Source organism: Vagococcus bubulae, from assembly GCF_003950315.1.
In the GTDB taxonomy this organism is placed as follows: Bacteria; Bacillota; Bacilli; order Lactobacillales; family Vagococcaceae; genus Vagococcus; species Vagococcus bubulae.
The window spans coordinates 16,127-36,439 of sequence record NZ_NGJT01000004.1; the positions used below are offsets into that span (position 1 = coordinate 16,127).

The following is a 20,313-nucleotide window of genomic DNA, read 5'->3' on the forward strand; positions in this document are numbered from 1 at the left end:
AGTGCTAAAAAAGAGATGTTTTTAGTTGACAAAAAAATTAATCCTTGTTATATTGAATAATGTAGTTAGCACTTAATACAAAAGAGTGCTAATAAGGAAGGTGATTCGCATGTTGAGTACTAGACAAGAACACATCTTACAATTATTAGTTCAACTCTATACTGAAACAGGACAACCTGTTGGATCGAAGACCTTGATGAATAACGGGATTACAGTTAGTTCAGCAACTATTCGAAATGAGTTATCGAAATTGGAAGATTTTGGTCTTATTCAAAAAATGCACACGTCTTCTGGTAGAATTCCTTCAATGCAAGGGTATCGTTATTATGTGGATCATTTAATGGATCCCAGTAAGATTAGTTCTACCGATGTTCAACATATTAAACGATTGTTTGATCGCAAATTTAATGCCACAAATGAAATCATAGAGTGGTCTGCTAATATTTTATCCGAGCTAACAAGCTACACTGCATTTTCGTTAGGGCCTGAGGTAAAAGAACGTCGATTAACTGGATTTCAAATTGTTCCATTAAATACTCGTCAATTAATGGCGATTATTGTTATTGATCAAGGATATGTTGAAAGTCAAGTGTTTTCCATTCCAAGTTCAGTGTCAACTGAAGATATCGAAAAAATGATTCGAATCATCAATGATCGATTGTTGGGAGAAACACTTTTGACAGTTTACCATAAACTTCGAACAGAGATTCCATTAGTTCTCCAACGTTACTTTAACAATTCAAGTAATATTTTGTTCTTATTTGAAGATGTGTTTAATCAAGCTTTTGATGAACAAATTTATGTGGGTGGTGGTATGAATTTATTAAATTCAGCAGCGATTACAAACCCAAATGAATTTCAGTCAGTGTATTCCTTAATTAGTGATACAGATAAATTGACTGAGCTTCTTGTATCGGATAAAGATGAAAAAATTGATATTAAAATTGGAGACGAGCTAAACAATGATTTATTGCAAAATATGAGTTTAGTGACTGGATCGTATGATGTTTTTCAACGAGGTAAAGGTTTAGTAGCTGTTTTAGGACCTGCTAACATGTCTTATTCGAAACTGTTAGGAGTTATGGATGTTTTGACAGATGAGCTATCTAGGCATCTAGAAACATATTATCGACATTTGGAAAATAGTGGAGAGTGAAAGGAGACTGACTAAAGTGAAAAAAGATGAATCAGTTGATAAAGTTAACGAGGAAGAAAAAAAAGACGAGGAGTCGACAGTTGAAACAAATGAGACTGTTGAAACCGAAGAAGTGGTAGAAGAAACCGAATCTGAAGAATCTTTAGAAGAAACATTACAAGAAGATTTAAATAAGATGGAAGATCAATTTCTAAGAGCTCAAGCGGAGATTGCTAATATGCGCAATCGACATAAAAAAGAGCGTGAGGAAGCATCTAGATATCGTGCACAAGAATTAGCAAAAGAATTACTACCAGCTTTAGACAACTTAGATCGTGCGTTAGCGATTGAAGTAAGTGATGAGCATGGTGAAGCGATGAAAAAAGGGATTGAGATGGTGAGAGAAAGCATGTTGCATGCTTTTAAAGAGTCTGGTATCGAAGAGATAAAAGCTGAAGGTGAAGCTTTTGATCCAAACTTACATCAAGCTGTACAAACGGTCCCAGCTGAAGATGGTCAAGAATCAGATGTGATTGTTCAAGTGTTACAAAAAGGCTATATCTTACATGATCGTATTTTACGACCATCAATGGTTATTGTGACACAATAATATAAATGAAAGTTAAATAAATTAATTAGACAAAGGAGATCTTTAATATGAGTAAAATAATTGGTATTGACTTAGGAACAACAAACTCTGCAGTAGCTGTATTAGAAGGCGGAGAAGCAAAAATTATTACTAATCCAGAAGGTAACCGTACAACACCATCTGTTGTATCATTTAAAAATGGAGAAATCCAAGTAGGTGAAGTTGCTAAACGTCAAGCAGTAACAAACCCAAATACTATTTCTTCTATTAAACGTCATATGGGAGAACCTGGATATAAAGTCGAAGTTGAAGGAAAAACTTACACACCTCAAGAAATTTCTGCAATGATTTTACAATACATCAAAGGATTTGCTGAAGATTACTTAGGCGAAAAAGTAGACAAAGCAGTTATTACTGTGCCAGCTTACTTCAATGATGCTCAACGTCAAGCAACAAAAGATGCTGGTAAAATTGCTGGTTTAGAAGTTGAACGTATTGTTAACGAACCAACTGCAGCAGCTTTAGCTTATGGTTTAGATAAAACTGACCGTGACGAAAAAGTTTTAGTATTCGACTTAGGTGGTGGTACATTTGACGTATCTATCCTTGAATTAGGTGATGGTGTCTTTGATGTATTATCAACTGCAGGTGACAATAACTTAGGTGGGGATGACTTTGACGAAAAAATCATCGACTACTTAGTAGAAGAATTCAAAAAAGAAAATGGTATTGACTTATCTAAAGATAAAATGGCAGTACAACGTTTGAAAGATGCAGCTGAAAAAGCGAAAAAAGATTTATCAGGTGTAACAAGCACTCAAATCAGCTTACCATTTATCACTGCTGGAGAAGCTGGACCTCTTCACTTAGAGTTAAACTTAACTCGTGCAAAATTTGATGAATTAACATCTGATTTAGTTGAAAGAACTAAAATTCCAGTTCGTCAAGCAATCAAAGATGCTGGTATTTCAACTTCAGAAATTGATGAAGTTATCTTAGTTGGTGGATCTACTCGTATTCCTGCAGTAGTTGAAGCTGTAAGAAAAGAAACTAAAAAAGAACCTAATAAATCAGTTAACCCTGATGAAGTAGTGGCAATGGGTGCTGCTATCCAAGGTGGGGTAATCACTGGTGATGTGAAAGATGTTGTATTATTAGACGTAACACCATTATCATTAGGTATTGAAACAATGGGTGGCGTGTTCACTAAATTAATCGACCGTAACACAACAATCCCAACAAGTAAATCACAAGTCTTCTCAACAGCAGCAGACAACCAACCAGCCGTTGATATTCATGTATTACAAGGTGAACGTCCAATGGCAGCTGATAACAAAACATTAGGAAGATTCCAATTAACAGATATTCCTGCAGCTCCACGTGGTGTGCCACAAATCGAAGTATCATTTGATATCGATAAAAACGGTATTGTTAATGTAAGTGCTAAAGACTTAGGTACTCAAAAAGAACAAACTATTACAATTAAATCATCTTCAGGTTTAACAGATGAAGAAATTGAACGTATGGTAAAAGACGCTGAAGCAAATGCTGAAGCAGATAAAGAACGTAAAGAAGAAGTTGATTTACGTAACGATATCGATGCGTTATTATTCTCAGTTGATAAAACTTTAGGTGAATTAGAAGGTAAAGTAGACGCTGATGAAGTGAAAAAAGCTGAAGAAGCTCGTGATGAATTAAAAGCAGCTGTTGAAGCAAATAATATTGAAGACATGAAAGCTAAACGCGATGCATTAAATGAAATCGTACAAGCATTGACTGTTAAATTATATGAACAAGCAGCAGCACAACAAGCACAAGAAAATCCAGAAGCAGCACAAAGTGGCGCGGATGATGTGGTTGATGCAGACTTTGAAGAAATCAACGACGACGAAAAATAATTGTGAGTTAAGAAAAAAGCCAAAGCATTGTGCTTTTGGCTTTTTCTCTTGATTATTACTATAAAACATTCTAAAATTGACTAAATTGTGGTATGATTTAAACGAATTTAGAGGTTTTAGAAAAATGGAGGGTTAGTTAAATATGGCCAAAAGAGATTATTATGAGGTTTTAGGAGTCTCTAAAACAGCAACAGATGATGAAATAAAAAAAGCCTATCGAAAACTATCCAAAAAATATCATCCAGACATAAATAAAGAAGCCGATGCAGAAGATAAGTTTAAAGAAGTATCTGAAGCATTTGAAGTATTAAGTGATGCACAAAAACGTGCAGCTTACGACCAATATGGCCATGCAAGTACTGATCCTAACTTTGGAGCAGGTGGTTTTGGTGGCGGTGGTTTCCAAGATTTTGGAGGTAGTTTCGGAGGGTTTGAAGACATTTTTGAATCATTCTTTGGCGGTGGAGGACGTTCAAGTAATCCTAATGCGCCGAGACAGGGTTCTGATTTACAATACACCTTGGATTTAACGTTTAACGAAGCGATTTTTGGATTAGAAAAAAGTATTCGCTATAATCGTGAAGATGAGTGTGCAACATGTCATGGAACTGGAGCAAAACCAGGAACACACCCTGAAAACTGTCCAAAATGTCATGGTTCTGGTGTCATCAATGTTGAAAGACAAACACCACTTGGCCGCATGATGAGTCAACAACCTTGTAATGAATGTCAAGGAACTGGTAAAATTATCAAAGAAAAATGTGAAACTTGTCATGGAGCAGGTCGTATGGTGAAATCACACTCTGTTAAAGTAACAGTTCCAGCAGGTGTTGAAGATGGACAACAAATGCGTTTATCAGGACAAGGGGAAGCAGGATATAATGGCGGACCTTATGGTGATTTGTATGTGGTCTTTAGGGTAGAAGAAAGCCCAATCTTTGAAAGAGATGGCTCTGAAATTTATTATGATCACCATATTACATTTGTTCAAGCAGCATTAGGTGACGAGATTGAAGTTCCAACTGTTCATGGACGAGTGAAATTAAAAATACCAGCAGGTACACAAACAGGTACAACCTTTAGACTTAAAGGTAAAGGGGCACCAAAACTTCGTGGAAATGGTAATGGTGACCAACAAGTAACCGTTCATGTTGATACACCAACCAAAATGAATGAAGAACAAAAGAAACTCTTACGTCAATTTGCTGAATTGAATGGTGAAAAAGCAGCTGTTGAACAAGAAGAAGGATTTTTTGATAAAATGAAAGATGCTTTTTCTTCAAATCATAAGAAAAAGAAAAAATAAGTAAAATGAAAAAAGTAAAACTGTTAGACTGTTTTACTTTTTTTGTTTTTTACTTGAAATAAATTCGGAAAACAAGTAAGATGTATCATTAGACAGTAATGTTTACGATTTGAGAGAAAGTGAGGATTTTTAATGAAGCGATTAACTAAAATAATATTAGGATTAACACTAGTAAGTTTACTAGTTGCATGTGGAAAAGAAAGTAAAGAAGAAAAAAAAGAGGCGGATACTTTACACGTTGTGACGTCTTTTTATCCAATGTATGACTTTGCCAAAAAAGTGACTGGCGATAAAGCAGATGTCACAGTGCTCACTGAAGCAGGCGTAGAGCCCCATGATTATGAACCAAGTGCAAAAGATTTAGCTAAAATTCAAAATGCGGATGTCTTTATTTATAATTCAAATGAGATGGAAACATGGGTAAGAGATGTACTTGCATCTATTGATACAAAAAAAGTGAAAGTCATTGAAGCAAGTCAGGGCATTGATTTAATGGAAGCAACTGAAGAACATGAACATGAAGGAGGAGATTCGCATGATCATGAATTAGATCCTCATGTGTGGCTTGATCCAGTTTTAGCTAAAAAAGAAGTAGAAACCATCACGAAAGGTTTAGTTGAAGTGGATACACCTAACAAAGATGTTTATGAAAAACAATCAAATGACTTTATTAAAGAATTAGATAAATTAAATGAAGCTTATGTTGATGCAACAAAAAATGCGACACAAAAAACGTTTGTGACACAGCACACAGCTTTTTCTTATTTAGCTAAACAGTATGGTTTAACGCAAGTAGCTATTTCGGGTATTTCGCCTGACCAAGAGCCAACGCCTAAAGAATTAAAAAATATTGAAGATTTAGTCAAAAAGGATGATATTAAAGTAATTTATACTGAAAGTAGTGCTTCTTCAAAAGTGGCTGAAACAATTACTAGTGCAACAGGTGCGACACTTTCAGAGCTTAATCCATTAGAAAGTTTAACAAAAAAAGAAATGGATAATGGAGAAGATTACTTATCTGTTATGTATACAAATTTAGACCATTTAAAATTAACCATAAAATAAACGTTGGAAACCTAGAATATTTCTAGGTTTTTATTGTTTTTATAGCCTTCCTAGTTGTAGAATAAGTCGATAAGGGAAGAGGAGGTTATAAGGTGAAAAAAGGAAGTAATAAATTAAAGGGAATGATATTAGCTATTATGGGAGGTGTGTTTTGGGGTGTTTCTGGAGTGGTAGCTGAATATTTAATGAATAATAAACATATTTCTGCTAGTTGGTTAGTTGGAGTTAAAATGATGGTAGCTGGGTGTTTAATCTTACTTTATCAGATGATGAAAGGGAATAAAGATAGTCTGTCACCACTGAAGCATAAACAAGAACTCATGCAATTAATTATTTTTAGTGTATTAGGTGTACTGGGATTACAGTATTCTTTTTTTAAAGCAATACAAGTGAGTAATGCAGCAACTGCTACTATTTTACAGTACCTTTCCCCAATATTATTAGTGGTTTATTTCATTATAGAAAAAAAAGAGTTACCAAATAAATTAAGTGTTATTAGTATTTTAATTTCATTAGTGGGAACGTTTTTATTAGTGACGAAAGGAAACATTAATGAGTTAGCTATCTCTAGTCATGGATTATTTTGGGGATTGTTATCAGCTTTTTTCGGAGCGTTTTATATTATTCAACCTAGAGCACTTATGGCTAAGTATGGAACAACCTTAATTATTGGCTGGGGAATGCTTATAGGTGGCATAGCATTTCAAGTTTATCAACCCATCTGGAAAAACATGCCAGACTTCACACCTGGAGTGGTATTAGGAATTTTAGTGATTGTTATTATTGGAACGGTATTTTCGTATATCTGTTTACTTAAAAGTACGGAATATATTCCACCACAATTTTCTAGTTTATTAACATCGTTTGAACCACTAAGTTCGGCGTTATTTTCTGTCTTATTTTTAGGATTGATCTTAAAACCGATTGAAATAATTAGTATGTTCCTCATTATTTTAGCGGTGTTTCTTTTATCTCGATGTGATGTTTAATAAGAAAAGTCATGTCTATTTATATTTTAGGTAAAATAGGCTATAATTATTTACAAGATATAAAAAAGATAAAAAAGAAACATTTTTTGAAAAATGAATTGGAGGAAGATGTATGTCTAAACAACAAATTGGCGTTGTCGGTATGGCAGTCATGGGAAAAAATTTAGCACTAAACATTGAAAGTAGAGGTTATACTGTTTCAGTTTTTAACCGTACATCATCAAAAACAGAAGAAGTGATTAAAGAACATCCTGATAAAAAATTAGTGGCAACTTATTCGATTGAAGAATTTGTTAATTCGCTTGAAACACCTAGACGAATTTTATTAATGGTAAAAGCCGGTAAAGCAACTGATTTAACGATTGAGAGTTTACTACCATTTTTAGACGAAGGTGATGTCTTAATTGATGGAGGAAATACTTACTTTAAAGATACCATTCGTCGTAATGAAGCACTCGCTACATCTGGTATCAACTTTATTGGTACTGGTGTATCTGGTGGTGAAGAAGGAGCATTAAAAGGACCTTCAATGATGCCTGGTGGACAAAAAGAAGCGTATGAATTAGTAGCCCCAATCTTTGAACAAATTGCGGCAAAAGCAGAAGATGGTGAGCCATGTGTAACGTATATTGGACCAAATGGTGCAGGTCACTATGTTAAAATGGTACATAACGGTATTGAGTATGGCGACATGCAATTAATCGCCGAGTCATATGATATTTTAACTCGTGTATTAGGTTTATCTGTTGAGGAAGTAGCAGATATCTTTAAAGACTGGAATACAGGAGAGTTGGATAGCTACTTAATTGAAATTACGTCTGATATTTTAACTCGTAAAGATGACTTAGGAACAGGTAAACCAATTGTTGACGTTATTTTAGATGCAGCTGGAAACAAAGGGACAGGTAAATGGACAAGTCAAAATGCGCTTGATTTAGGAACACCACTACCGCTTATTACAGAATCAGTATTTGCTCGTTATATTTCAGCTCTTAAATCAGAACGTGTAGCAGCAAGTGAGATTATCCCAGCTCCACCAGTGAAAGAATTTACTGGAGATAAAAAAGAATTTGTTGAAAAAATTCGTCAAGCTTTATATTTCAGTAAAATCATGAGTTATGCTCAAGGATTTGCTCAAATGCGTATGGCTAGTGAAGAATATGGTTGGGATTTAAATTATGGTAATATTGCCAAAATCTTTAGAGCCGGATGTATTATTCGTGCTCAGTTCTTACAAAAAATTACAGATGCTTATGACCGTAACCCAGAAATTAAAAATCTTATTTTAGATGATTATTTCTTAGATATTACAACAAAATACCAACAATCAGTCCGTGACGTCGTAGCGTTAGCTGTTGAAACAGGAGTACCTGTTCCAACATTCTCATCAGCTATTTCTTACTACGATTCTTATCGTACAAAAGATTTACCCGCAAATATTATTCAAGCACAAAGAGATTACTTTGGTGCTCATACTTATGAACGTAAAGATCGTGATGGCGTGTTCCATTATGATTGGTACGGTGAAGAAAATAAATAATAAAACATTCCAGCTACTCAATTAAGAGTAACTGGAATGTTTTTATTTATCGTTAAGAACCCATTCATTGATGGCGTAAGCGACGCCATCTTCGTCATTGGTTTTTGTTATTTTGTTTGCAATGCTTTTTACACTGTCTACAGCATTTCCCATCGCAACACCTAGACCAGCATATTCAATCATAGATAAGTCATTTTCATTGTCACCAATAGCCATAACTTCTTCTTGTTTAATGTTCAAGTGCTCAGCCAGTTCTTTTACTGATTCTCCTTTAGTTGCTTTAGGATCTAGTATCTCCAAATAGTATGGAGCACTTTTAACGATGGCAAAACGTGCATGAAATTCTTGTGGAATTTTTTTAATTGCTGCATCAAGAATATCTTCATGATCAATCATCATCGCTTTTACTAATTTTATATCGTCCGTCATTTCAGAGACAGGTTTATAAACTAACGGAATACCTGTGATTACTGCTTCGTTAATGGTATAGGGGCTAATATCAGGGTTAGCTGTGTACATTGTATCAGCATCTTGTACATGGAAATGAACGCCTAGTTTACGTGATAATAGTTCGACATCTTGGTAGTCATCTAATGACAGTGAATGACGTAAAATAATATCTTTTGTTCCGGCATTTTGAATCATTCCACCATTATAGGTAATAATAAAACTGTGGTCATTTTCTAATTCAAGTTCTTTGACTAAATCAATTACACCGATAGTTGGTCTTCCTGTTGTTAAAACAATATCAATCCCACTATCAGAAGCTTTTTTAATTGTTTCTTTGACTTTTGGTGTTAATTTTCTTTCTGAATTGACTAAGGTTCCATCAATATCAATTGTGACCATTTTAATTCCCAAATATTACACGTCCTTTTTTATTATTTCTCCATTTTTTAAGGAGTCGTTAAAAGAGTTAATAGAGTCTTCAAATAAAGTATAATTGTCTGATGTAGAGGATGCAAGCATTTCATCAGGGAAATAGAAGCGTTGATCTCCTTTTGTTTCTCCAGCAATCGCTCTAACTAACTCGCTGGCACTGGATAGTTCAATCAATTCACCATCTGGATAGATTAATTCGATTTGCGTTTTATTTTGTGATTTTTCTGGTTTATAAAAATCATAAGGTAAATCAAAACTTGAGTTAATCGCTGTGTAATATCTTTCATCAAAGCCAACTTTTTCTACTAGCTCTTGTAATTCAGGTAATAGAATAAAAGTTTCTTTTGAAAACGTTGCTGACTTAAACGGTACTCGGTTTAAAAATCGTTTGGATAAATCACTTAAAATCGCATCGTCTGATTGACTCCATAAATGAAAAGCAGTTGTTAATACCCCATCATCTAATGCGAGGTAATCGACTAAATCAAAATCATGTGCAAGGAAAGGAACTAAAAGAGGCGATGTTTTATTAAAATATGGTTTATTATCATGGTATAAATCTTGAGCTCGTTGTAATAAACGATCTAAAACCATTTCCATTCCTCGAGAGACGGGATGAAAATAAATTTGCATGTACATCTGATAGCGGCTAACAATGTAATCTTCAACAGCATGCATCCCGCTTACCTTAAAGACAATCCCACTTTTATGAGGTCTGATGACACGTAAAATACGTGTTAAATCAAATGTTCCGTATTCAGTTCCAGTAAAATAGGCATCTCTTAATAAATAATCCATTCTATCTGCGTCAATTTGGCTAGAGATTAATTGGACGACTTGTTTATTAGGATAAGTTTTTGCAATGACACTAGCTACTTTTTCTGGAAAATCTTCTGATACTTGACGTAAAATCTGATTAATTTCTGTTTTACTTGATGTGATGATATCAACTGTTATTTGTTCATGGTTGGTTTTAAAAATCGCTTCAAAAGTGTGCGAGAAAGGACCATGTCCTAAATCATGTAGTAAAGCTGCACATAAAGTGACCAGGCGTTCTGAATCATCCCAACCATCTTCACCATAATCTAAGACATCATAATTACGCTTGAAATAGTTACAAATACGACGAGTAATCTCATAAACACCTAAAGAATGACCAAAACGAGAATGCTCTGCTGTATGGAAGGTTAGTGAAGTCGTTCCAAGTTGTTTAATGCGTCTGAGCCGTTGGAATTCTTTGGCGTTTATTAATTCCAAAATAATCGGGTGTTCGACTTTGATATCGTGGTGAATGGGATCTCTAAATACTTTTTCAATCAATTAATTAATCTCCTTTAAAATGGTATTAATGCCTTCATTACGTTGTTCCATTCGATGGTACCCTTTGTCATAAGCTTCTTTAAAATCTTCCGAAGTTAAAAACTGATTGAAGTGTTTTTGAGCGGTATCATCAAAAGACCAGTCTTGGCTGATAGCTTCAACAATAAGAGTTTTCATTTTTTCGACGGTTAGGTCTTGGCACAATAAATCTGATAGATTTTTCATAGAGTCTGGGTTAACAGGAGGAAAAGGATCTTTTCCAAAATGTTCTTTTAATCCAGCTTGATAAAATTGTTTGACTAGATTCCCTCTTTTTTCTTGTTGGCCATTAACACTAATATAAATCATAATGCCTAAGCCTTTTTTTATTCTACGTTGGGCAATACCGGCAAATTTTTTTTCATTGATACTTAAATCATATTCGCCAGGACAGTAAGAATCTGTCACTTCAAAAGAATCTACTGTTGTATTAAATGAAGATAAAGCACTTGAAATAATAGTTTTCATGGTTTCATAGCCATGATTAATACTGGTTTGGTTAGTAAATTCTTGTGGTAATATGATTGAAAAGTTTAAAATACCGTCATCAGCTACTACAGCTAAGCCACCAGAATTTCGGACAACAGGATGATAGTGGTTAGTTTTAACAGAAGAAATCGCATTACTTAAATCTGTGACACGAGTGTCTTGCATACCGAGTATTAATTGATTTGTCATCGTCCAAAAATGAATGATAGGTATTTTCTGCTTACCAGAGTAATCAGCTAAAATATCTGTCACAATAAATGGATCGTATTTGTTTTCATTTGTTAAATGAGGTTGCTCAAATAGAACAACAGATTGTTTCAAAGACATATATACAACTCCTTTTTCTACTTTCTTCATTATACCGATTCTTTAGTGAAACTGAAAGGATTTAAGAATAATGACAAAGGTTTGACAAACCTTTTAAAAAAGACCAAAATATATAAAAAAGTAAAGAGGTGGAATGCGTGTCACAAAGAGAAAAAAAACCAGTCAGTATTTTGGTGAAAACTGAGGTTACACAAGAGCAAGAATTTAAAGAATTTTTAGTAGAAGTCAAAGGTCACATGGTCGTGATTAATGATGTTATCTATTTAAGATATGAGGAAATAATAGAAGGGATTGATACTCCTGTTCCGGTTACGATAAAAATTTTACCAGATGGAACGGTAACCTTAATTCGTTCGGGTGACGTCAAAATGAAATTAAATTTTTCTTACGAGGAGAAAAAAGAGACGACGTATACTACACCTTATGGCATGATGAGCATTTCAACCATGACCAATCACTTACATATCAGTTTAAAAGATAACCCTCAATCAGGGAGTGTTACAATTGAGTATGATTTATTTGCTGGTGAGGAAAAGTTAGGAATGTATCATTTAATGATTAATTTTAGTGCGTAATAGATGAAATAAAAATTTTGAATTGCAAAGAAACTCTAGTTATTGTATGATAAAGAGTAGACTGTGAAAGGACGTGTGTCAGTTGGAAATTAAAGCTTTTGAGGGCGTAAATAAAAATGAATTGTCAATGATTGAAGTTGCACATGCAATTTTAAATCAACGTGGAGACATTATTGATTTTAGTGATTTAGTAAATGAAATTCAAAACTACTTAGAAAAAGCAGATAGTGAAATTCGTGACATCTTGCCACAATTTTATACAGACTTAAATATTGACGGAAGTTTTATTTCTTTAGGAGATAATCGTTGGGGGTTACGTAGTTGGTACCCAATCGACTCAATTGATGAAGAAGTATCTGGTGTGGATGACGACGAAGAAGAAACACCACGTCGTAAAAAACGTAAAAAAGTTAATGCCTTTATCGCAATGGATGATGATGCCATTGACTACAATGATGATGACCCTGAAGATTTGGACTTGGTTGATCATGATGAAGACGATGATGAGTTGTATGAAGATGAAGAAGATGAAACAAAAGAAATCAAAGAATATACAACAGACTTATCTGAAATTGGTGCTGATAATGACGTTGACGAAGACGATGTACCAGAAGGCGTTGAAGAAGATTTAACTATCGTTGAAGAAGATGATTTATACGAAGAAGATGAAGAAGACGAAGAATTATAATAAAAAGAGTATCATTTGATGCTCTTTTTTGTTTATTTTAGAATAGGAGAGATGGCGATGATTAGTGAAGTAGTGGATAAAATTATCTTTGTGTTAAATGCTTTTTCAGTGATTATACTCTTAGTGGGTGTGGCAAAAGCTATCATTGATTTTACCAAAAATGAATTTGGAAGTGGCACAAGGGAAGAAATCTCTTTAAGAAATAATAAAATTAAACTATATCTCGGCTCTTATATACTGTTAAGTTTGGAAGTATTAATTGCATCAGACATTATCGAGACCATTTTAAATCCGTCAACACAGGACATCATTATTTTAGGTGGAATAGTTGTAATAAGAACAGCTATCTCTTATTTTTTAGGAAAAGAAATTGAACAAACACATAATGAGAAAGGGTAGAAATACTCTTTCTTTTTTTGTAAGCATAACACTTGAATTTTAAAATGAAAACCTATACAATTCTAACTATACCAAAATATAAAAAAATAAAAGGAGAATTGCTATGACAGTTGTTAATGACATATACAAAGAATATGAGTTATTTATTAATGGAGAATGGACAAAAGGCGCTAAGGGAGAGACGATTGATAGTTTTTCACCAGTAAATGGTGAGAAAATAGGCACGTTTATTGATGCAGTGGATGCAGATGTGGATGCAGCCGTTGGAGCCGCTCAAAAGGCATTACCTGAATGGCGTGATTGGTCACTTGTTGATAGAAGTAATTTGTTATTAAAAATCGCAGATGTTATTGATGAAAACGTGGAGCATTTAGCCTATGTAGAGTCTATTGACAACGGAAAGCCAATTCGTGAGACAAAAGCGATTGATGTCCCTTTAAGTGCCGATCATTTTAGATATTTTGCTGGCGTGATTCGAAGTGAAGAAGGATCAGCACAAGCATTAGATAAAGATACATTGACGCTTATTTTAAGAGAACCAATTGGGGTAGTGGGCCAAATTATTCCATGGAATTTTCCTATATTAATGGCAGCATGGAAATTAGCACCAGCTTTAGCAGCAGGTAATACTATTGTTATTCATCCATCGTCATCTACTTCTCTAAGTTTATTAGAATTAGTTAAATTAATTGGTCCAATGCTACCAAAAGGTGTGTTGAATTTAATTACAGGTAAAGGCTCTAAATCAGGCGACTATATGTTAAAACATGATGGGTTTAATAAATTAGCCTTTACTGGATCAACTGAAGTAGGATACAAAGTCGCTCGAGCTGCAGCAGATAAATTAATTCCAGCGACACTTGAGTTAGGTGGAAAATCAGCGAATATCTTCTTTGATGATATGCCATTTGAAAAGGCTGTTGAAGGAGCACAACTTGGTATTTTATTTAATCAAGGACAAGTATGTTGTGCAGGGTCAAGAATATTTGTACAAGAAGGTATTTATGATAAATTTGTAAATGAATTAAAAGAAAAATTTGAAGCCGTTGTTGTTGGGGACGCATTGGATGAAAACGTCCAAATGGGAGCTCAAGTAAATGAAGGCCAAGTCAATAAAATTTTAGAAGCAGTAGAGGTTGGGCGTAAAGAAGGCGCAACGATTTTAACAGGTGGAAAACGTCTTGATGGTGATTTAGGAAAAGGGTGTTATGTTGCTCCAACACTTTTAACTGATGTAACAAATGATATGGAAGTTGCCCAAGAAGAAATCTTTGGTCCAGTCGCAGTAGTAATTAAATTTAAAACGATTGATGAAGTGATTGAAATGGCAAACGATTCTGAATATGGTTTAGGTGGTGGTGTTTGGACTAAAAACATCAACACAGCTCTTAAAGTGAGTCGAGGAATTGAAACAGGACGCGTATGGGTTAATACGTATAACCAAATACCAGCCGGTGCACCATTTGGTGGATACAAAAAATCAGGAATTGGTCGTGAAACACATAAAGCTATACTTGATGCGTATAGCCAATTTAAAAATATTTACATCGATACAAAAGAAACAGGATTTAATCTTTACTAAAAAAGGACTTTAATAAAATTTTCTGAAAATACCGTCAAAGATTGTGATTTGACTAGCAAAAAAAACTAAAGAGTGTTAAAATAATTGTGTTAGTTAAGTATCACCTATGTAAAATAGAGTGATAACATAATAGGAGGAATTTAATTATGGCATTAGTATCAGCAACAGAAATGTTAAAAAAAGCTAAAGAGGGCAAATACGCAGTTGGTGCATTCAACACAAACAACTTAGAATGGACTAAAGCTATCCTACAAGGTGCACAAGAATCTAATTCTCCAGTAATGATTCAAACTTCTATGGGTGCTGCAAAATATATGGGTGGCTACCAAGTATGTTACGATTTAGTTAAAGACTTAATTGACTCAATGGGAATTACAGTTCCAGTAGCATTACATTTAGACCATGGTGAATATGAAGATGCATTAAAATGTATCGAAATTGGTTACACATCTGTAATGTTTGATGGTTCTCACTTACCATTTGAAGAAAACTTAGAAAAAGCAAAAGATGTTGTTGCTAAAGCTCATGCTAAAGGTGTTTCTGTAGAGTGTGAAGTTGGATCAATCGGTGGAGAAGAAGACGGCGTTATTGGTTCTGGTGAATTAGCTGATCCAGCTGAATGTAAAGCAATGTCTGAAACAGGAATTGATTTCTTAGCTGCAGGTATTGGTAATATTCATGGTTCTTATCCAGAAAACTGGGCAGGTCTAAGCTTTGATCGTTTAGCTGAAATTGCTGAAGTAATCGACGGTAAACCAATGGTATTACATGGTGGTTCTGGTATTCCATTAGACCAAATCCAAAAAGCAATCTCTTTAGGCGTATCAAAAATTAACGTTAATACTGAATGTCAAGAAGTATTTGCAGCTGCAACACGTAAATACATTGAAGAAGGCAAAGACTTAGAAGGTAAAGGATTTGACCCTCGTAAATTATTAGCTCCAGGTACTACTGCAGTAACTGAGTTAGTTAAAGAACGTATCCAATGGTTTGGATCAAACGGTAAAGCTTAATTTAAAATTTTTAATGTTAAAAGAGTGTCTGACTTTGTCAGTCACTCTTTTTTTATGCATAAATCTACCAAGTGCTTTTTTTCATTTATATTGTATGATAGAATACAACTATATATGAATATTGAAACTTATTTGGCTGCTTATTTTAAGCGGCTTTTTTAAAGACTAAAGTGAGGTCATTAAGACAAAATGAAAAAATTAATTATAAATGGTGGAAAAAAATTAAAAGGCACCGTCACAATTAGTGGCGCTAAAAATAGTGCTGTTGCTTTAATCCCTGCGGCTATTTTAGCCGACTCTCCTGTTATTTTAGAAGGAGTTCCTGATATTAAAGATGTACACTCTTTAAAAGAAATTTTAGAAATTATGGGTGTGAAAGTTACATTTGAAAATCATACAATGACGATTGATCCAACAGATATGGTGTCTATTCCAATGCCAAGTGGAAAAATAAATAGTTTACGTGCTTCATATTATTTTATGGGAGCTTTATTAGGTAAGTTTGGTGAAGGCGTTGTTGGACTTCCGGGTGGTTGTTATTTAGGGCCAAGACCAATTGATTTGCATATTAAAGGATTTGAGTCTCTTGGTGCTGTTGTGACAACTGAACATGGTGCTACTTATTTGAAATCACCAAATGGATTAGAAGGCACACGCATATATATGGATATGGTTTCTATTGGGGCTACTATTAACGTCATGTTAGCTGCTGTGAAAGCACAAGGGCGTACGGTCATTGAAAACGCCGCAAGAGAGCCTGAAATTATCGATGTGGCAACATTATTAAATAACATGGGTGCTAAAATTCGTGGTGCTGGTACAAATGAAATTCGTATTGATGGCGTCAAAGAATTAAAAGGATGCCGTCATTCAATTATTCCGGATCGTATTGAAGCAGGGACTTATTTATCAATGGCAGCTGCTCATGGTGATGGTGTTATAGTCCAAAATGTTATTTATGAACATTTAGAAAGTTTTATTTCAAAATTAGAAGAGATGGGCGTACCAATGACTGTTCGTGAAGATAGCATTGAAGTACATCCAGCTAAAAATTTAAAACCAATCAACGTCACAACTGTTCCTTATCCAGGATTTGCTACAGATTTACAACAACCTATCACACCTCTACTATTAAAAGCCAATGGAAAAAGTATTGTAACAGATACAATCTATGAACAACGAGTCAATCACATTCCAGAGTTAGTCCGTATGGGGGCAGATGCAAGCATTGAAGGGAAAATGATTGTGCTAAATGGTCAAGAAGATTTAGAGCTTGTGGGAGCAGACGTTACAGCGAGTGATTTACGTGCGGGTGCTTGTTTAGTGACGGCAGGAATTATGGCAAGTGGAACAACTCGTATTTCTAATGTGGATAATATTTTACGTGGGTATGATAATATCATTGATAAATTAACAAATCTAGGTGCTGATATTCGGATGGAAGAAGGCACGGATAAAGAGGGATAATATGCGTGATTATTTAACAATGGGGGAATTAGAACATAAGACCCTAAAAGAAATTTATGCTTATGCAAAAGATTTTAAAATACCTTATTATAGTCAAATGAATAAAAAGGAATTATCGTTGGCTGTCATTCGTGCGCAAGCAGAAAAACAAGGTTTTTTCATGGTAGAAGGTGTTTTAGATATTGTATCAAGTGATGGATACGGCTTTTTACGACCTATTAACTACACACCGAGTAAAGAAGATATCTATATCTCCTCATCACAAATTAGACGATTTGGCTTACGAAACGGAGATAAAGTATCAGGAAAAGCTAGACCACCTAAAGAGAGCGAACGTTACTATGGATTGATGCATGTTGAAACGGTTAATGGAAAAAATCCAGAAGATGCCAAGCAACGTCCGCATTTTCCGGCACTAACAGCACTTTATCCTGATACCAAATTAGTATTAGAAACAACAAAAACGGCTTTATCAACACGGATGATTGATTTATTTGCACCGGTTGGCTTTGGACAACGTGGTTTAATCGTTGCACCACCAAAAGCTGGTAAAACAAGTGTCATAAAAGAGATTGCTAATGGTATTTCAAAAAATTACCCAGATGTAGAATTAATCGTTTTACTAATTGATGAGCGACCTGAAGAAGTAACGGATATTGAAAGAAGTGTGGATGGGGAAGTAGTGTCATCTACCTTTGATCAAATGCCAGAAAATCATACTCGAGTAGTGGAGCTTGTGTTAGAAAGAGCGTTGCGATTAGTTGAAGATAAACGCGATGTTGTTATTTTAATGGATAGTATCACGCGTTTAGCTCGTGCCTATAATTTGGTTATCCCACCAAGTGGTCGAACACTTAGTGGAGGGATTGATCCGGCAGCTTTCTATAAACCAAAACGCTTTTTTGGAGCTGCAAGAAATATCGAAGAAGGTGGCAGTCTGACTATTCTTGCAACGGCTTTAGTGGATACAGGAAGTCGAATGGATGATGTGATTTATGAAGAGTTTAAAGGAACAGGTAATATGGAACTTCATCTATCAAGAGAATTATCAGAACGCCGTGTGTTCCCAGCAATCGATATTAAACGTTCAGGAACGAGACGCGAAGAATTACTTATGTCACCAGAACATTTGGAAGAAATTTGGAAATTACGCCGTCATATGAAAGGCGACTCGATTAACTCAACTCATCAATTATTGACTTTCTTAAAGAAAACAAAAAATAATGCAGCATTCTTTGAAACATTTAAAGACGTCTCTTTTTTAAAAAAATGAATTGCTAAAAATGTTTGAACATGTTAATATAATATCGTTGTAATAATAACTCTGTTTCAGCAAATGAATCAGGGCAAAGGAGAGAGAAATATGAAACAAGGAATTCATCCAGAATATCATCCAGTCGTATTTATGGACTCACAAACGGGTTTTAAATTCTTATCTGGATCAACTAAAACATCTGAAGAAACAGTTGAGTGGGAAGATGGTAACACATACCCAGTCATTCGTGTGGAAATCACTTCAGATTCACATCCGTTCTATACAGGACGTCAAAAATTTACACAAGCAGACGGACGTGTGGATCGTTTCAACAAAAAATATGGTCTCAAAGACGAAAACGCTGCAGAATAATCTTCAGTGTCGAAAAGGTTTCTGGTATATTATCAGGAATCTTTTTTTTATTGAAAGGATTGATTAAATGACTCATTCAACAGATAATCAACGCTTTAGAATAATAATATGGATTGAACATAATGATCATTGTTTGGTCACCACCAATAAAGAGGGTGACAAACATCTTCTTGAAGTACAACCTGAATTTGCCGAAACAACACTTGAAGCAATTGAAAGATATGGTAAAGACATACTTGATTTATCATTTGAAAACATTGAATGTGTTGATATTATCGAGCAGACCACTCCTCAACATTTCGAACGGACTGAAACATTATGTTTATATCGTGCTGAGATAAGTGAAAAAGAAGTATTACCCAAATTAGCACATAGTCAAATCGTTTTCTGGTTACCCATTGAAAAAGTTAAAAATATCGCTTCTATTAATTTGTTATCGAAACTAACTAAAATGTAAAAATGATGTATGAGAGTTGCTAATTTATGGTAAAATATGGGTTAAATACAAGGAGAGATGGATATGACAGAGTTACAACAAATGATAATAACTAATTTACAAGTGAAACCAACTATAGATGCTAAACAAGAGGTAACTAGACGTGTGGCATTTTTAAAAGAGTATATGCTGAAACACCCTTTTTTGAAGACTTATGTATTAGGAATTAGTGGTGGGCAGGATTCTACACTTGCTGGAAAATTAGCACAATTAGCTATGACTGAATTAAGAAATGAAACAGGCGACAATGCGTATCAATTTATTGCGGTACGATTGCCATATGGTATTCAAAATGATGAAGCAGATGCTCAAAAAGCGATTGATTTTATTCAGCCAGATAAATCGGTTGTCGTAAATGTGAAACCAAGCGTGGACGCATTAGTGAATGAGTTAAAAGACCACTCACAAATCAACATTAGTGATTTTAATAAAGGAAATATCAAAGCCCGTCAACGTATGGTGGCTCAATACGCCATTGCCGGTCAAGAAAGTGGTGCAGTGATTGGAACCGATCATGCAGCAGAGAATCTGACAGGTTTTTTTACTAAATTTGGAGATGGTGCTGCAGACATATTGCCGCTATTTGGTTTAAATAAGCGTCAAGGAAAAGCATTGTTAAAAGAACTTAATGCTGATAAGTCTCTCTATGAAAAAATACCAACAGCTGATTTAGAAGAAAATAAACCAATGATTTCAGATGAGGACGCGTTGGGAGTGACTTATGACGCGATTGATGACTATCTAGAGGGGAAACAAGTAAGCGATAAAGACAGAGAAACGATTGAAACATGGTATAAAAAGGCTGAACACAAACGTCATTTACCGATTACATTAGGAGACACATTTTGGAAAGAGTAAAACGACATCAAAAAAAACACTGGGCTAAG

20 protein-coding genes are annotated in these 20,313 nt (G+C 34.7%); 17 read left to right on the forward strand and 3 right to left on the reverse strand.

All coding sequences use genetic code 11. The annotated features are described in order from the left end of the window. The first annotated feature begins 109 nt into the window (after positions 1-109). The 7 genes from hrcA (at position 110) to gndA (ending at position 8,522) form a co-directional block, all read left to right on the forward strand. A complete protein-coding gene (gene hrcA / locus CBF36_RS03185; protein WP_125956572.1) occupies positions 110-1,156 on the forward strand; it encodes a heat-inducible transcriptional repressor HrcA in 1,047 nt (348 codons plus the stop codon). Positions 1,157-1,172: 16 nt separating this feature from the next. Then, a complete protein-coding gene (grpE, locus tag CBF36_RS03190; RefSeq protein ID WP_125956573.1) occupies positions 1,173-1,745 on the forward strand; it encodes a nucleotide exchange factor GrpE in 573 nt (190 codons plus the stop codon). A gap of 47 nt (positions 1,746-1,792) precedes the next feature. After that, positions 1,793-3,622 carry a molecular chaperone DnaK gene (dnaK, locus tag CBF36_RS03195; protein ID WP_125956575.1) on the forward strand — a complete coding sequence of 610 codons (1,830 nt, stop codon included), beginning with the start codon at positions 1,793-1,795 and terminating at the stop codon, positions 3,620-3,622. 142 nt (positions 3,623-3,764) lie between these two features. Next, positions 3,765-4,928, forward strand: a complete 1,164-nt coding sequence (dnaJ, locus tag CBF36_RS03200) for a molecular chaperone DnaJ (protein ID WP_125956577.1) — start codon at positions 3,765-3,767, stop codon at positions 4,926-4,928. Positions 4,929-5,060: 132 nt separating this feature from the next. Further along, positions 5,061-5,993: a metal ABC transporter substrate-binding protein gene (locus CBF36_RS03205; RefSeq protein ID WP_125956579.1), complete on the forward strand. Its 933-nt coding sequence runs from the start codon at positions 5,061-5,063 to the stop codon at positions 5,991-5,993. Between the two features lie 92 nt (positions 5,994-6,085). Beyond that, positions 6,086-6,982, forward strand: a complete 897-nt coding sequence (locus CBF36_RS03210) for a DMT family transporter (protein WP_125956580.1) — start codon at positions 6,086-6,088, stop codon at positions 6,980-6,982. A 112-nt stretch (positions 6,983-7,094) separates the two neighbouring features. Then, positions 7,095-8,522: an NADP-dependent phosphogluconate dehydrogenase gene (gndA, locus tag CBF36_RS03215; RefSeq protein ID WP_125956582.1), complete on the forward strand. Its 1,428-nt coding sequence runs from the start codon at positions 7,095-7,097 to the stop codon at positions 8,520-8,522. 42 nt (positions 8,523-8,564) lie between these two features. Here the strand turns inward: gndA and yidA are convergent, their stop codons facing one another. Genes yidA through CBF36_RS03230 form a run of 3 tightly spaced genes read right to left on the reverse strand, consistent with a single transcriptional unit; the run spans position 8,565 to position 11,579 of the window. Then, positions 8,565-9,383 carry a sugar-phosphatase gene (gene yidA, locus CBF36_RS03220; RefSeq protein ID WP_125956584.1) on the reverse strand — a complete coding sequence of 273 codons (819 nt, stop codon included), beginning with the start codon at positions 9,381-9,383 and terminating at the stop codon, positions 8,565-8,567. 3 nt (positions 9,384-9,386) lie between these two features. Beyond that, a complete protein-coding gene (locus CBF36_RS03225) occupies positions 9,387-10,724 on the reverse strand; it encodes an HD domain-containing protein (protein WP_125956586.1) in 1,338 nt (445 codons plus the stop codon). Then, the gene (locus CBF36_RS03230; protein ID WP_165865365.1) at positions 10,725-11,579 is read right to left on the reverse strand and encodes a lipoate--protein ligase family protein; all 855 of its coding nucleotides are present in this window, start codon (positions 11,577-11,579) and stop codon (positions 10,725-10,727) included. Positions 11,580-11,716: 137 nt separating this feature from the next. Between CBF36_RS03230 and CBF36_RS03235 the strand changes: the two genes are divergently transcribed. From CBF36_RS03235 to nadE, 10 genes are all read left to right on the forward strand, one after another. After that, entirely contained in the window at positions 11,717-12,154 is a 438-nt protein-coding gene (locus tag CBF36_RS03235) for a YwiB family protein (protein WP_125956589.1), read from the forward strand. A gap of 82 nt (positions 12,155-12,236) precedes the next feature. Next, the gene (gene rpoE / locus CBF36_RS03240) at positions 12,237-12,842 is read left to right on the forward strand and encodes a DNA-directed RNA polymerase subunit delta (RefSeq protein WP_125956591.1); all 606 of its coding nucleotides are present in this window, start codon (positions 12,237-12,239) and stop codon (positions 12,840-12,842) included. 51 nt (positions 12,843-12,893) lie between these two features. After that, on the forward strand, positions 12,894-13,241 hold the full coding sequence (locus tag CBF36_RS03245; RefSeq protein WP_125956592.1) for a DUF1622 domain-containing protein: 348 nt from the start codon (positions 12,894-12,896) through the stop codon (positions 13,239-13,241). A gap of 103 nt (positions 13,242-13,344) precedes the next feature. Further along, entirely contained in the window at positions 13,345-14,823 is a 1,479-nt protein-coding gene (locus CBF36_RS03250) for an aldehyde dehydrogenase family protein (RefSeq protein WP_125956593.1), read from the forward strand. Between the two features lie 146 nt (positions 14,824-14,969). Further along, positions 14,970-15,836 (forward strand): class II fructose-bisphosphate aldolase, encoded by an 867-nt coding sequence (locus tag CBF36_RS03255; protein ID WP_079347919.1) that lies wholly within the window; start codon positions 14,970-14,972, stop codon positions 15,834-15,836. A 189-nt stretch (positions 15,837-16,025) separates the two neighbouring features. After that, positions 16,026-17,303 (forward strand): UDP-N-acetylglucosamine 1-carboxyvinyltransferase, encoded by a 1,278-nt coding sequence (locus tag CBF36_RS03260; RefSeq protein ID WP_125956595.1) that lies wholly within the window; start codon positions 16,026-16,028, stop codon positions 17,301-17,303. 1 nt (position 17,304) lies between these two features. Beyond that, entirely contained in the window at positions 17,305-18,576 is a 1,272-nt protein-coding gene (gene rho, locus CBF36_RS03265; RefSeq protein ID WP_125956597.1) for a transcription termination factor Rho, read from the forward strand. Positions 18,577-18,666: 90 nt separating this feature from the next. After that, entirely contained in the window at positions 18,667-18,930 is a 264-nt protein-coding gene (locus tag CBF36_RS03270; RefSeq protein WP_125956599.1) for a type B 50S ribosomal protein L31, read from the forward strand. A gap of 67 nt (positions 18,931-18,997) precedes the next feature. After that, a complete protein-coding gene (locus CBF36_RS03275; protein WP_125956601.1) occupies positions 18,998-19,387 on the forward strand; it encodes a hypothetical protein in 390 nt (129 codons plus the stop codon). A 63-nt stretch (positions 19,388-19,450) separates the two neighbouring features. Next, positions 19,451-20,284, forward strand: coding sequence for an ammonia-dependent NAD(+) synthetase (gene nadE, locus CBF36_RS03280; protein WP_125956603.1), 834 nt, complete (start codon positions 19,451-19,453; stop codon positions 20,282-20,284). Positions 20,285-20,313 lie beyond the last annotated feature (29 nt).

Excerpts from the sequence above, each read along its gene's own strand:
- CBF36_RS03230 (WP_165865365.1), bottom strand. The coding sequence starts at position 11,579 with ATGTCTTTGAAACAATCTGTTGTTCTATTTGAGCAACCTCATTTAACA.
- nadE (WP_125956603.1), top strand. The coding sequence starts at position 19,451 with ATGACAGAGTTACAACAAATGATAATAACTAATTTACAAGTGAAACCA.
- dnaK (WP_125956575.1), top strand. The coding sequence starts at position 1,793 with ATGAGTAAAATAATTGGTATTGACTTAGGAACAACAAACTCTGCAGTA.
- CBF36_RS03245 (WP_125956592.1), top strand. The coding sequence starts at position 12,894 with ATGGCGATGATTAGTGAAGTAGTGGATAAAATTATCTTTGTGTTAAAT.
- CBF36_RS03205 (WP_125956579.1), top strand. The coding sequence starts at position 5,061 with ATGAAGCGATTAACTAAAATAATATTAGGATTAACACTAGTAAGTTTA.
- CBF36_RS03250 (WP_125956593.1), top strand. The coding sequence starts at position 13,345 with ATGACAGTTGTTAATGACATATACAAAGAATATGAGTTATTTATTAAT.
- dnaJ (WP_125956577.1), top strand. The coding sequence starts at position 3,765 with ATGGCCAAAAGAGATTATTATGAGGTTTTAGGAGTCTCTAAAACAGCA.
- hrcA (WP_125956572.1), top strand. The coding sequence starts at position 110 with ATGTTGAGTACTAGACAAGAACACATCTTACAATTATTAGTTCAACTC.
- CBF36_RS03275 (WP_125956601.1), top strand. The coding sequence starts at position 18,998 with ATGACTCATTCAACAGATAATCAACGCTTTAGAATAATAATATGGATT.
- CBF36_RS03270 (WP_125956599.1), top strand. The coding sequence starts at position 18,667 with ATGAAACAAGGAATTCATCCAGAATATCATCCAGTCGTATTTATGGAC.
- rho (WP_125956597.1), top strand. The coding sequence starts at position 17,305 with ATGCGTGATTATTTAACAATGGGGGAATTAGAACATAAGACCCTAAAA.
- CBF36_RS03255 (WP_079347919.1), top strand. The coding sequence starts at position 14,970 with ATGGCATTAGTATCAGCAACAGAAATGTTAAAAAAAGCTAAAGAGGGC.
- gndA (WP_125956582.1), top strand. The coding sequence starts at position 7,095 with ATGTCTAAACAACAAATTGGCGTTGTCGGTATGGCAGTCATGGGAAAA.
- CBF36_RS03260 (WP_125956595.1), top strand. The coding sequence starts at position 16,026 with ATGAAAAAATTAATTATAAATGGTGGAAAAAAATTAAAAGGCACCGTC.